General features: G+C 41.4%; 10 protein-coding genes. 2 read left to right on the forward strand and 8 right to left on the reverse strand.

Annotated features, from left to right (window positions below; genetic code table 11):
- Window positions 1-85 precede the first annotated feature (85 nt).
- Both QZL69_RS01105 and QZL69_RS01110 read right to left on the reverse strand, forming a co-directional pair.
- Window positions 86-1,453 (reverse strand): hypothetical protein, encoded by a 1,368-nt coding sequence (locus tag QZL69_RS01105; RefSeq protein ID WP_022213388.1) that lies wholly within the window; start codon window positions 1,451-1,453, stop codon window positions 86-88.
- 284 nt (window positions 1,454-1,737) lie between these two features.
- Window positions 1,738-4,566, reverse strand: a complete 2,829-nt coding sequence (locus QZL69_RS01110; RefSeq protein WP_022213389.1) for a cobalamin-dependent protein — start codon at window positions 4,564-4,566, stop codon at window positions 1,738-1,740.
- A gap of 250 nt (window positions 4,567-4,816) precedes the next feature.
- On the opposite strand from QZL69_RS01110, the gene QZL69_RS01120 reads away from it, so the two are divergent.
- Both QZL69_RS01120 and QZL69_RS01125 read left to right on the forward strand, forming a co-directional pair.
- The gene (locus tag QZL69_RS01120) at window positions 4,817-6,277 is read left to right on the forward strand and encodes an ASKHA domain-containing protein (protein ID WP_022213390.1); all 1,461 of its coding nucleotides are present in this window, start codon (window positions 4,817-4,819) and stop codon (window positions 6,275-6,277) included.
- A gap of 2 nt (window positions 6,278-6,279) precedes the next feature.
- Window positions 6,280-6,810 carry a DUF2284 domain-containing protein gene (locus QZL69_RS01125; protein WP_022213391.1) on the forward strand — a complete coding sequence of 177 codons (531 nt, stop codon included), beginning with the start codon at window positions 6,280-6,282 and terminating at the stop codon, window positions 6,808-6,810.
- Between the two features lie 24 nt (window positions 6,811-6,834).
- On the opposite strand, the gene QZL69_RS01130 is transcribed toward QZL69_RS01125, so the two are convergent.
- The 6 genes from QZL69_RS01130 to QZL69_RS01155 form a co-directional block, all read right to left on the reverse strand.
- Window positions 6,835-7,776 (reverse strand): ABC transporter permease, encoded by a 942-nt coding sequence (locus QZL69_RS01130; RefSeq protein ID WP_022213392.1) that lies wholly within the window; start codon window positions 7,774-7,776, stop codon window positions 6,835-6,837.
- Window positions 7,773-9,293 (reverse strand): sugar ABC transporter ATP-binding protein, encoded by a 1,521-nt coding sequence (locus tag QZL69_RS01135; protein ID WP_022213393.1) that lies wholly within the window; start codon window positions 9,291-9,293, stop codon window positions 7,773-7,775. The genes QZL69_RS01130 and QZL69_RS01135 overlap by 4 nt, the downstream gene beginning before the upstream one ends.
- A gap of 71 nt (window positions 9,294-9,364) precedes the next feature.
- On the reverse strand, window positions 9,365-10,327 hold the full coding sequence (locus QZL69_RS01140) for a sugar ABC transporter substrate-binding protein (RefSeq protein WP_022213394.1): 963 nt from the start codon (window positions 10,325-10,327) through the stop codon (window positions 9,365-9,367).
- A 69-nt stretch (window positions 10,328-10,396) separates the two neighbouring features.
- Window positions 10,397-11,629, reverse strand: a complete 1,233-nt coding sequence (locus QZL69_RS01145; protein WP_022213395.1) for an anhydro-N-acetylmuramic acid kinase — start codon at window positions 11,627-11,629, stop codon at window positions 10,397-10,399.
- 49 nt (window positions 11,630-11,678) lie between these two features.
- Complete coding sequence (locus QZL69_RS01150; RefSeq protein WP_022213396.1) at window positions 11,679-12,716, reverse strand: LacI family DNA-binding transcriptional regulator; 1,038 nt, start codon at window positions 12,714-12,716, stop codon at window positions 11,679-11,681.
- A 266-nt stretch (window positions 12,717-12,982) separates the two neighbouring features.
- The gene (locus tag QZL69_RS01155) at window positions 12,983-13,357 is read right to left on the reverse strand and encodes a VOC family protein (protein WP_022213397.1); all 375 of its coding nucleotides are present in this window, start codon (window positions 13,355-13,357) and stop codon (window positions 12,983-12,985) included.
- Window positions 13,358-13,470: the final 113 nt, after the last annotated feature.

The following is a 13,470-nucleotide window of genomic DNA, read 5'->3' on the forward strand; positions in this document are numbered from 1 at the left end:
CCATAAGACACGCCTGTACAGCTTCATTCACGCAGGAAGGTTTCGGCCATGATGTAGCCGCGTTATTCAGATAAACCATTCGGAATCATCCTTCCAGTACGTTAAAGTTCATAACCTTTGCAATCTTTTTGATAAGTTTTGTGTAATCACCAAAGATAAGTACCTGATGATGACCAAAGCCTGCCAGGTTGTGCATATATTCTCTTGCGTCATCCATCTGGATGTAGTAGTACGGGCTGCAGTATGTATCTGCATATTCGGAACGGATAACTTTACCTTTCTTGATGCAGATGGTATCGCCTGCCGGGTTGAAACGGCCAAGTGTTACATAGTCATCATCGTTCTCTGTGAAGTCAACCTGCAGTTTTCCACCAAATCCCTGACCAGTGAATGCCCACAGTTTGTATTCCAGTGGTTTTGTTCCATAACCATTCATGCAAAGTGCCGGTACTGCATGGTGGATACGAAGCAGTTCGTCTGTCTCATGGTTCGGGTTACCCATGAATGCCGGACGGTTTGCAGCGTACTGCATGATCAGCATAGCCATAAGTGCGTTCAGGTCTTCCTCACATCCGCTCGGGATTCCTTCATCTTTCATGATGGAATGACACATACATGGTGTAAATTTACGGTTCTGCGGGATCTCTGTTGTGCAGAGCTCATGACATGCAGTTGAGAATGCGTTGCAGTCATAGATATCCATCATTTTCTTAGCTGCCAGATAATATTTCACGTCGTTGAGGAACCAGTCTGTATTTACCTGTGTATCTGTAGAACCTGCAATGATCTTGTCGGCGATCGGTTTTGCTTCTTCGTCTGTGATCTCATCCATATATTTGAAGATAGATGTGAATGGAAGTTTTACTACTTCAAATCCATAACGCTGACGGAGAACTTCCGGATCACGGATCAGGCTCTGGATACCGAATGTTGGCAAAGATCCTGCTGTAAGTACAAGTGCTCTTGTGTTGCGAACGGCTTTTCTTACCCAGAGGATATGTGCGATCTCGTTTACATCCTGAAGATCCATTGCTACATAAGCTTCTACTCCGATAGAACGGCAGTAAGCTGCAAAGTCGATTCCTTCGTTTCCGTTCTGCCAGATGATTACCGGTTTGTTGTAGCGTTCCAGTTTTGGAATTCTCCATCCCATGCACAGGAAGCAATCAATCTCATCAAGATTTTCGCCGATTTTTTCAAACAGATCTTTCTTTACTACGAAAGATTCATCATAACGAACATCCATCGGCTCTGTGAACTGAACTTCATCAATCACACCTTTCAGAGCTTCTACAGATTCTTTAAATGTCTCATCTGCTGCCTTTGTTTCTGCCTCAACAGTCATGTCTTCTTTGTGACCTGCACGACATGGGCCTTCCCAGAAGTGTGTATGTGTCAGACATCCGATCAGTGGTCTTACTACGAGTTTTACATCCATTGCTTTCTGTTTCATGATTAAAAAAACCTCTCTTTCATTTGTTCACCTTATATAGTTGCATCCCTTAATATGTCTCTAATTATACTTTCTAAATGAGAATATTCCTCTTTTTTCTTCCGCACAATCTATACTTTCTTATGATTTTTTGTGTAAATTATATAAATTACGCCTTTATAAGCATATCGTTTTCGTATGTTTTAACAGGTTGCATGCAGCAAAAAAAGAGCCGTCAGGTCGTGACATTACCTGGCGGCTCCCGTTTATTTAAATTTGGGATTCAACTATATTAATATAAGGGTTTATCTTCCGAGAGATTCTACATAAGTTCCTTTTACATCGCTCCAGTTTTTGTCTGCATAGTCAAGAAGGTATGCAGCCTGTTCCAGAGACATTTCCGGGAACAGAAGGAATAAGCTGTGAGAACCATATTTCTTAACGATACGGTCTACGTTCTTGATCCAGTCTTCGAATTCTCCTGAGTAAACTTTTACCCAGATGGATTTTCCTGCTGCAATTGCTTTGTCGTAGATCACATCCCAGTCCGGAAGTGTTCCGTCCGGGCCTGCATCTCCACTTGTCCACTGCAGAGCGTCAATTCCATCGATTTCCATCAGTGCATCCATGTGTTTGATCGCAGCCGGTCCATCAAGATGATACAGGACATGGTCTACTTTCTCACTCTGCTCACGTAAGGATGGCTGAATGTATTTTCTGAAGTCTTCCGGTGACATCATTGCAGAGAAATCGCACTGTAATTTTACAGTTCTTCCAGGTCCCCAGATCTGGAATACAGTGTAAGCGTTTCCGCCGTTTTCGTCTTTGATGATATCATAGAAACGGTCATAGTATTCATAGTAAACATCGGTTACTTCCTGGATTCTCTCACCGATCATATCCGGCTCATCCAGCAGGTCAAACAGGATATCCTGTGCACCGCGGAGGGAAGCAAGTACGTCGATGTTTTCCATAAGGTCAGGCATATCTACAACAAAATCGTCTCCTGCCAGTTCCTTACAGTCTTTTGCAAGCTGGATGTGTTTTTTGAACCATTTGTTTTCCGGGTCAAAAGTAAGTTTCGGTACACCTTCCCAGCTGTCCAGACATTTGTTGAACCATACAGTATCTTCTTTGAATCCGATCTCAGATCCGAGGTAAGATGCTACGGATCCTGGACCAAAGTCGATGTTCAGGTTCGGGAAACTCTCTCCAAGGAATGCATGTGTATCGCAGAAGTAACGATAACGGTCTACGATCCTCTGTGCATTCTGGTATTTGTCTTCCATGTCTTTCCATTTCAGTTCTTCCGGCATGTTGTAATATTTACCCTGGCAGATCTGATCCAGATAACCACCCTCAACAGGTGTTCCGTCTGAGTACTGCTCCACTTCCGGTCTTCTGGCGATAACACACATCAGCGGTCTTCCGGTGTTTTTGTGCTGCCAGTAATTAGCAAATTTTTCTTTGGTTGCTTCCCAGTTAAGCTTGTAGCCTTCTCCCGGTTTCGGAAGCTGGATCTTGCTTAAATCTACGGCACCTTTTTCGAATTTAGGTGTCTCAGAAACTTTTTCTTCTGCCTTCGGAGCTTCTTCTTTAACTTCTTCCTGTACCGGTTCTGCACCTTCTACCGGAAGATCATCAAATTCACCGGCTTCTGCTTTTGCACAGAATCCGGATTCTGCATATTTCTTAGCCTGCTCTGCTGCGGAAGCTGCATCTTCTGTATAAGCATCTGCACCGATCTCATCAGCGAATTCCTGGCTGATCGGAGCACCTCCAACCATGATCTTGACACGGTTACGGAACGGCTGTTTCAGAAGTGCTGCAACAGTGTCACGAAGTGATGGCATTGTTGTTGTAAGAAGAGCAGAAAGAGCTACAATACTTGCTTCTTTGTGTGAATTTACTTCATCAATGAATGTCTGGATCGGTACATCAACACCAAGGTCGATAACTTCGAATCCGGCACTCTCAAACATCATACCGACAAGATTTTTACCGATATCATGAAGGTCACCTGCTACAGTACCAAGGATAATGGTTCCTGCGCTTCCTGCTTCACCTGTTGCAAGATATGGTTTCAGAACATCCACGCCGGCTTTCATAGCACGTGCTGCTGCAAGCATCTGTGGAACGAAGATGATCTCTTTCTTGAAGTTATCACCTACGACAGCCATAGCTCCGATCATTGCGTCATTTAAGATAGCAGTCGGGTCACAGCCTGCATCAAGTGCTTCCTGAACGGCCTGTCCGATTTCTTTGTTCTTACCATCCTGAGTTAATTTGAATACTTTCTGCATCTTCTCATCAAGTGGAGAAGCCGGTGCAGGCTGTACTTCTTCAGCGGCTTTGTTTCCAAATTTATCAATATACTGCAAGCAGTATTCATCACGCTCTAACAATGCATTTGTTGCATAGATCATACCGATCATGTTCTTGTTGGTCGGGTCAACGATCGCACTGTCCATACCAGCATTCATAGCCAGTACCATAAATGCCTGGTTGATATTTTTTCTCACCGGAAGTCCGAAAGAAATATTGGAAAGTCCACTTGTGATGTGGATGTCCGGATATTCAGATTTAATTCTTCTGCAGCAGTCTGCAAATACAGTTAATGCAGTCTGATCTGTTCCTAAAGTTACAACCAGTGGGTCAATATGTAAACGGCTTGGTGCAATGCCGTACTGTTTTGCTTTTTCCATAATTCCGAAGAAAATTTTCATACGTCGCTCTACGGAATCCGGAATACCATCATTATCGCACAGAAGTGCTACGCATTCCCAGTCTGTGTCCGCAATTACCGGGAAAATGGTATCGATTTTATCACCTTCAAGAGATACAGAGTTGATAAGACCTGGTCTCTTGCAGAATGGGATCGCTGCTACGCAGGATTTTGCACTCGGGCTGTCCACACAGATCGGTGTATCTGTTACTTCCTGTACAAGATCGATCATCCATTTCAGTGTTTCTACTTCTACGTCCTCTTCTACAGACGCACATACGTCCAGAAATGTAGCACCCGCTTCTGCCTGCATTCTGGCTCTTTCTCTGATCAGATCCGCATCCTTCTCAGAGATTGCCTTGGCAACTGACGGAATAGATCCGTTCAGTTTCTCTCCTATTATGATCATTATTTTGTTCCCTCCTGATGTGCCATTGTCAAACACCTTCTCATTTGACAGATCATGTCCGCTTATATGATCTGTCCCGCACTTTTATTTTATAATATCCAAAGGGTTATAACTTCTACTATCTTTTGATTGATGTATACTATCTTACTGTGATTCCATTACCGTTCGCAGTAAAATATTGTATTTCCGTGTTTACAATGCTATATTGAAAAAAAGATTTTCGGCAACGCGGATAGAAAGGCACAGAAAAATGAATACTTATCAAATTACTGTTTTACCATATGATCGGATTTTAAATGCAGATGAAGGCGAAAACCTGCTCCACGTTCTCCAGCAGAATTCACTCGCCCCGGATGCTCCCTGCGGCGGAAATGGAAAATGTGGTAAATGTATCGTTTATATAAATGACAGGGAAACTCTGGCATGCCAGACTGTGATACGGGACAATATCACAGTCCGCATTCCTGAGAAATCTGACATGCAGATCCTGAAACATGGCACTTCTGTTTCTGTACAGCCGGACGGCCGTGACAGATATATCCTTGCATACGATATCGGAAGCACGACTGTTGTCTGTTATCTTCTGGACGGTATCTCCGGTGAGGAACTTGCCAAAGAAAGTATATTGAACCCTCAGACTGCTTACGGTGCGGATGTAATATCCCGGATCGAATATGTTCTGAAAAATCACTCTTCAGAGCTTCAGTACTGCATTACACATGTTCTTGCCAGCCTTGCCGCAAAAGCAGCCGCAAAAGCCGGTATCCCGCTTTCGGAGATCACTCTCACCTGTGTTGTCGGTAATACTGCCATGCATCATCTTTTCCTTGGCATCGATCCTTCGCCGCTGACCGTGCCGCCTTATATGCCAAAGGTTTCCAATGCCATGGAGATTCCTGCCGCTCCGCTGCTTCCCATTCATCCAGAGGGGCGTATCCGCATCCTTCCAAATATAGCCGGTTTTGTCGGTGCCGATACCGTTGCATGTATGACTTCTGTTCATTTTGACCAGCTTGATGAACTGACTCTTATGATCGACATTGGTACAAATGGGGAAATGGTCCTGGGGGACCGCCATCGTCAGATTGCCTGTTCCACTGCTGCCGGGCCTGCTTTTGAAGGAGCCAGAATCTCTTGCGGCATGCGGGGAATTCCCGGAGCCATCGATCATGTTTCTGTAAAAAATGGAGAAGTCTGTTATCATACCATCGGAAATGCTGAGGTCAGGGGATTGTGCGGATCAGGACTGCTGGATCTGACCGCCGCTCTTCTGGACACTGGATTCTTAAGTGAAGCTGGTCTGATGCAGGCTCCGGAATATCGAATCAGTACTTCTGCAGTCACTCTGACCCAGAAAGATATCTCCGAAGTTCAATTTGCCAAATCTGCCATCCGCTCCGGTATTGAACTTCTTGCAAGGCGGATGCAGGTATCTGTAGGAGATATCCGTAAAGTATATCTTGCCGGAGCTTTTGGAAATTACATGAACCCGGTCTCTGCATGCCGGATCGGTATGATACCTCCTGTACTTCTTGATCGCATTGAAACGATTGGGAACGCCGCCGGAGAAGGTGCAAAGCTCTGTGCCTTAAATCGCCGTGAATTTGCTTACAGCCAGTTTCTTGCTGCCAAGACAGAATTTCTGGAACTGGCATCCTGTCCGGAATTTCAGGACTGTTATATTGATCATTTAATGTTTGGAGAAGAATAGAAATGAATTACGAAGAACTTAAAAACCTGGCTTTAGAATCAGGATTTACGCATGCAGCACCGCTGGATACTGCAACCATCGAATTAAAACAGGACGTCCGGGACATGTGTGCCCAGGGATGCCAGCAGTATGCCAAACGCTGGAGCTGTCCTCCTGGGTGTGGAACTCTGGATCAGCTTCGTGGAAGTATTTATTGTTATAAAGAGGGAATTCTTGTACAGACTGTTACAAAATTAGAAGATGAATTTGACTGGGATGGCATGATGAAGGCGCAGAATCTTCACCAGGAACATTTCCTTGCGTTCCTCGAAAAACTCCACGCCTCTCATTTTTCTTTCCTGCCACTCGGAACCGGATGCTGCATGCTCTGCAAAACCTGCACCTACCCGGATGCACCCTGCCGCTTCCCGCGAAAAAGAATCTCTTCGATGGAAGCATGTGGTATGTTGGTATCGGAAGTATGTCAGAAGAATAACCTGAAATACTATTATGGTCCGAATACGCTTGCGTATGTGGCATGTGTGCTGATGTGAGATTTATCTATTCACATATTTTGATTATTTTGCTTTTCCTCTTGTATCAGCCAGAACAGATACTACAATGATAATTCCTTTTAATACCTGCTGCCAGTATGTATTCATACCAACCAGTGTCATACCGTTTGTCAGAACAGTAAGAAGAAGTACACCAACTACCGTACCCATTACTTTACCACGTCCACCTGACATGCTGGTACCTCCAACAACAGATGCTGTGATACAGTCCATCTCAAAGTTCAGACCTGCTGATGGCTGTCCTGATCCAAGTCTTGTTGTAACAATCAGTCCTGCAATTGCAGTAAGTACACCCATGATCACATATACAAGAATTTTTACTTTTACAACCGGAATACCTGACCAACGACTCGTTTCCATATTTCCACCAACGGCATAAATATAACGTCCAAAGCGGAATTTTGTTGTCAGCATGACACCAAATATAATTGCAATGATCATGATAATAACCGGAATCGGTACCGGTCCTATATAGCCAGTTCCAATCTTAGTAAAGTTGTCATTTGACCATACAATTGAATTTCCACCTGTGATAATATATGCCAGACCTCTAAGGATTGTCATACTTGCCAGAGTAGCAATAAAACCTGGCAGACATCCTACCGCACAAAGAATACCATTACAAAGACCAACTAATGCACCAACAAGAATCGCAGCAAGTACTGCAAGCAGTACATTATTTGTATTTTTGCATACAACCGCTCCTACCAGACCGGCGGCGCAAACAAGTGATCCTGCTGACAGATCAATTTCTCCAATGATAATGATCATTGTCATTCCAACTGCTGCAATAGCAGTATAAGACGCCTGTCTTAAAATATTGGTAATATTATTGACAGAAAGGAACTGTGGATTCATAACTGTCCATACTACACAAAGTAAAAGTACAACACCTACTAAAAGAAGTTCTCTTAATCCATTGATATTTATTTTCTTTTCCTTCATTCTCTTACACCTCCAAATGCGGCCTGCATAATATTGTTTCTTGTTACCTCTTCAGCCGTCAATTCTCCTGAAATACTTCCTTCATGCATAACAAGAATACGGTCGCTTACCTGCATTACTTCAGCCATTTCTGAAGAAATCATAATAATACTCATTCCCTGCTCTGTCATTTTACGCATCAAAGCATAAATTTCACTTTTGGCTCCAATATCAATTCCTCGAGTAGGCTCATCCATGATTAAAATATTAGGTTCCATTGCGAGCCATTTTGCAATAACTACCTTCTGCTGATTTCCACCACTCAGTTCTTTTACTTCCTGTTCTTCATTACGAAGACTGATTCCTAAATCTGAAATAAAAGTTCCTGTAATGTTTTTCAATGTTTTTTTATTCAAAAGAGAACTTTTGAACTGTCCAATCTTAGAAATCAACATATTATCTTTAATACTCATTCCAAGGATCAATCCAAGTCCTTTTCTATCCTCTGGAACCAGACCTATTCCTGCCTGGATCGCATCTTTCGGGCTGGAAATTTTGACTTTTCCACCTTCTACATAAATTTCACCACTTCCAATCGGGTCAACACCAAAGATAATTCTTGCAAGTTCTGTTCTTCCTGCTCCTACAAGACCAAAAAATCCAAGGATTTCTTTTTCATAGAGTTTGAAACTGACTGGCTTTGCTCCAGGAAATACCTGTACATTTTTTATTTCAAGTACAACTTTATTTTTATTTACAAATTCGCTTCCGGATTTTTTTTCAATATTTAATTCATGGCCGATCATCATGGAAATAATATCTTTTTCCTGAACATCTTTTGTATTGACTGTGTCAATATATTTTCCATTTCGAAATACTGTAATTCGATCAGAAAGTTCAAAAACTTCTTCCATCCTATGAGAGATGTAAACAATACATACTCCTTTCTCTTTTAATTCCTTAATCAGTTTGAATAACGTCTGGGATTCTCTTTCAGATAAACTTGCTGTTGGCTCATCAAACACTACAACTCTTGCATTAAATGATAATGCCTTCGCAATTTCCACACATTGTTTCTGTCCACAGCTTAACTTTGATACTTCCGTACTTGGATCAATATCCAGATTTACTTTTTTCAGTTCAACTGCTGCATTTTGAATAAGCTGTTTCTTGTCTACTGTCTGACCTGCTCCTAATGGCTCTCTCCCTATGAAAATATTTTCTGCAATGTTCATATTTTCAAGAAGGTTAAACTCCTGAAATACCATGCTGAGTCCTAATTTCTGTGCTGCAAGAGGGGATTTGATTTCTACCTCTTCCAACTGATTTGATAACGCATTCTGAAGATACATCTTTCCACTGTCTCTGCTATATACACCAGTCATAATCTTCATCAATGTAGATTTTCCTGCCCCATTTTCACCCATTAACGCATGAATTTCACCCTGTCGAAGATCTATCTGTACATTATCTAAAGCTTTAATTCCTGCAAATGCTTTAGATATGCCTTCCATTTTTACGATTGTCTGAGACATCATTTGATTTTCACCCCTTTTTTTAAGAAACCACCTGCTCTATGCAGGTGGTTTCTTATTAACATGAGAATATCCTATTCTACTTCAACACCATAGCCTTTTTCACGGTCAATGAAATCCTGAATATTATCCTTATCCATGTACTCTACCGGAACTTCGATAAATTCATCTGTTTCTTCTCCCTGGCACCATTTGATTGCCTGCTCTACAGCTGTATATCCCATTTTATACGGATCCTGAGAAACTCCGATGGCTACTTTTCCATCACGGATCGCTGCCATATTTTCAGCTGTTGCATCTACAGTTGTAATATAAAGATCACTCAGCCCTGCAGAAGTCGCTGCACTTAAGATTGCCATTCCAGAGTTCTCATTAACACCAACAAAAGCATCAATATCCGGATTTGCCTGAAGAATATTTTCTGCTGAGGCAAGTGCTGTATCCCTTGCATGTGCAGTCTGCTGTTCCGCTACAACTTCAATATCTGTATCCTTAATTTTATCCATGAATCCATCTGTTCTGTCTTTCAGAGATGTTACGGTAATACCATCAATGATGGCAATTTTTCCTTTTCCATCCAGCTGTTCGATTACAGCATCTGCCAGCATCTCACCAACTTTATAGTTATCAGAAGCTACAAATGATGTAGAACCTTCACAGTCAACATCCATTGTAAAAACTCCTACTCCTTTGTCCGTTGCTGCCTGTACTGCATTTACTACACCATCTGAATCATATGGATTCAGAAGAAGGACATCACATCCCTTTGTAACAAGGTTTTCAATCTGTGATACCTGTGTCTCCAGAGAACTGTCCGCTGCAAGAATATTACAGTTTTCAACACCAAGGTCTGTGCATGCCTGTTCAATACCTTTCTGCATTGCTACGAAGAATGGGTGAACATTCTGTCCAAAGGATACTCCAATTGTAATATCTTTTGCTTCTTTATTTTCTGCTGCTGAAACAACAGTTGCTCCTGCAAAAAGAGATGTTGCCATAGCTGCTGCACATAAAATGCTGATAAGTCTTTTTTTCATAGGTAATTCCCCCAATTTATAATAATTTTATAGATTATTATTGATTTACGTGATATGATAAACGTGTATTTACAGTTGTGGACCGCCTTTGATATGGCGCGGTGCTACTGCGATTTTTCCCAGAATCGCATACTGTGATGCATGACCTGCTGCTGGAATATTGCCTGGTACGCAATGAATCGTTGAATAAGCAATGGTCGCAAACTTTATTGCTTCTTTGTATTCCGGTGGAATGCCGATTTCAGCAGAGGTTGTCACTTTAATATTACCAGGAACTCTTTTCTGGATTTCTTTCATGATCTGAGGATTCTTAACACCACCACCACTTGCATAGAGCTTATCAGTAGACTTAATGATTTCCTCTGGTACATTTTCTTTCATGCTTCTTGCAACTGCTTCACCTGTAAATGCACACGCGGTAGCAAGGAGATCCTCTTTTGGCAGGGAACTGAATTTCTGAATAGTTGCTTTAATATATTCTTCACTGTAATCCTGAGACCATCCAGAACGCGGTACAGGTCTGTCCCAGAATGGATGATTCATAAAATGCTCCATCAGACCGTCATCCACTTTACCGGATGCTGCAATTGCACCGTCTTTGTCATATTCCAGGCCAAATAATACTTTACACATATAATTTGAAATAATATTTCCTGGGCCTGTATCAAATCCAAACATTCTTCGTCTATCTGCATTTGCGACATGAAGGTTTGCAATGCCTCCAATGTTTAATGTCATTGTATATCCCGGTTTATCTCTGAAAAGAATGTAATCCAGGTATGGCATTAAAGGAGCCGCTGCACCACCGGAAGTATGATCCGCCGGACGGAAATGAGTAACTGTATCAATATCTACCAGATTGGCAATAACTGATGTATCTCCCATCTGTGTTCCACATGGATAATTTCCAGATAACCAGCGTCCTACCCAGTTGTCTTTTTCTTCTTTTGTCATTTTCGCAATAGCTGCATGATTTGGTTGTTCCTGATAAATAGTCTGAGTATCCAGACCAAGAACTTTTACATCTCTTGAATCAATATTGTTTTCTTTCAGAAACTGTGCTGCTTTTTCTGCAAACACTGCTCCGCACAGATAATTAAGACGGTTCAGTCCAACCATATCTACTTTGTTGACAAATGCATCCTGAACAATGTCAGCAACTTCCTTTGGCCATTCATAAGAGCCTCCGCAGATAAAACGCGGTGCTTTCGGAAAACCGTCTTCAGCCATTTCGGTTTCGGCCAGAATTACGTCAATTCCATCAAATGATGAACCACTGTTCATTCCCATGATCAAATCCATTTTTCTTCCTCCTTATATAAGTTCATTTTTATATGTAATCCTCACGGAATTACTTACTTTGATTAGGCGCTGTACATGATTTACGAATAATAAGCTCCGGCTTCAGTTTCTTGCACTCATAATCTGCTGTCTCTTCCGGCTCACCAATCAGTTCAAACAAACGCCTGGTAGCCTGTTTACCAATTTCAGTAATTGGCTGCTCAATTGTTGTAAGATCTAAAAGTTCGTTATATTCCTCATCGTCCCACACCAAAAGTGAAACATCCTGTGGAATTTTTATCTGTCTTTCTTTCAGATCCAACAAAACTCCACTACAAAGACTGTTATTCAAAATATACAATGCTGTAACATCCGGATGTTGTTCCAGAAATGCATGACAAACTTTTCTACTCATTTTATCTGAAAGTTCATCTACACTAGCTATCAATGATTCATCAAATTCTACTTTTGCGTCTGTAAGCGCCGCTCTATATCCCTTAATGCGTTCCTGAACTGTAGAGAAATTCGATGTAGCAATAATGCCGATTTTTTTATGTCCCATATTCAAAAGATATTGTGTCGCTTTATAAGAAGCGTCAAAGTTTTCACTCTGTATCACATCTCGATTGATTCCTGGTATATTTCGGTCTACAAAAACGATTGGCAGCTTTCCTATATAAAATTCTCTGTATTTTTCATCCATACTGCCATCAGCTCTGTATGCTGACATAAGAATTACTCCATCAACTTTCTTGCTATTCAAATCTTTAAGATGCTTTATTTCTTTTTCTATATCTTCATGCGTTGTACAGATTAAAACATTATATCCCTTCTTCTGTGCTTCCTTCTCCACTGCATATACAAGTGCTGTAGAATATGTATTTCTGATACTTCCAATGACAACTGCAATAGTCTTTGTCGACTGTGATCTAAGTCCTCTGGCAATAAGATTAGGTTGATAATCTAATTGTTTAACAGCTTCCCAAACTCTCTCTTTCGATTTCTCAGATACACTTCCATAATTCCCTACAACACGTCCTACAGTTGCTCTGGAAACACCTGCTAATCTGGCAACATCATCAATTGTAATAGTTCGATCTTCCGCCATATTGTTCACCTCGAGCTATTTGAGAACGTTCTCAAATGTTTCTAAAAATAAAAGTTAAGGCGTTCTTGTCTGATAATTGAGAACGTTCTCAACTGATGGCTCTATCATATATTCCTCGTTTATTTTTGTCAATGGATTTTGATTATATTTTTAATCTTTGTGCATTCTATATAATTTCATATTCAAAATTTCTGTTATATTTTTTTACAAAAAGAAGCCGGATTGCTCCGACTTCTGTACTATAATTTTCTATTTTCCATACTTATTTACATTTTCTCCGGCACGATCTCCAGCCAGTATCCGTCTGGATCATTGATAAAGTAAATTCCCATTGCCGGGTTTTCGAAGCAGATGCAGCCCATCTCTTCGTGTTTCTTATGGGAGGCTTCCATATCGTCTGTCGTAAATGCAAGATGGATCTCATTGTCTCCCAGATCATAATGATCCTTCTCCCAATCTCTCAGCCAGGTAAGCTCCAATTCAAATCCGGTCTTGCCATCGCCAAGATATACCAGAATAAAACTTCCGTCCTCGGCTTCTTTACGTCTCACTTCCTTAAGGCCAAGTGCCTCCTCATAAAATTTAATGGACTTGTCCAGATTCATAACGTTGTAGTTGTAGTGTGCAAATTGAAAATTCATGTTGATGTTCCTCCTATATTTAAATATTTTCTCCTAATAATTCTTCAACCACTGTTGTGACATGCTCCCACCACTTAAATCTCAGATTTTGAAGTGGGGGCTTCTTGCTCAAT

The sequence above is a fragment of the Blautia sp. CAG:237 genome (assembly GCF_000436615.1).
GTDB lineage: Bacteria > Bacillota > Clostridia > Lachnospirales > Lachnospiraceae > Blautia_A > Blautia_A intestinihominis.

Coding starts and splice junctions, on each gene's coding strand:
- QZL69_RS01135 (WP_022213393.1), bottom strand. CDS start 9,293: ATGATGTCTCAGACAATCGTAAAAATGGAAGGCATATCTAAAGCATTT.
- QZL69_RS01130 (WP_022213392.1), bottom strand. CDS start 7,776: ATGAAGGAAAAGAAAATAAATATCAATGGATTAAGAGAACTTCTTTTA.
- QZL69_RS01140 (WP_022213394.1), bottom strand. CDS start 10,327: ATGAAAAAAAGACTTATCAGCATTTTATGTGCAGCAGCTATGGCAACA.
- QZL69_RS01155 (WP_022213397.1), bottom strand. CDS start 13,357: ATGAATTTTCAATTTGCACACTACAACTACAACGTTATGAATCTGGAC.
- QZL69_RS01110 (WP_022213389.1), bottom strand. CDS start 4,566: ATGATCATAATAGGAGAGAAACTGAACGGATCTATTCCGTCAGTTGCC.
- QZL69_RS01125 (WP_022213391.1), top strand. CDS start 6,280: ATGAATTACGAAGAACTTAAAAACCTGGCTTTAGAATCAGGATTTACG.
- QZL69_RS01145 (WP_022213395.1), bottom strand. CDS start 11,629: ATGGATTTGATCATGGGAATGAACAGTGGTTCATCATTTGATGGAATT.
- QZL69_RS01105 (WP_022213388.1), bottom strand. CDS start 1,453: ATGAAACAGAAAGCAATGGATGTAAAACTCGTAGTAAGACCACTGATC.
- QZL69_RS01120 (WP_022213390.1), top strand. CDS start 4,817: ATGAATACTTATCAAATTACTGTTTTACCATATGATCGGATTTTAAAT.
- QZL69_RS01150 (WP_022213396.1), bottom strand. CDS start 12,716: ATGGCGGAAGATCGAACTATTACAATTGATGATGTTGCCAGATTAGCA.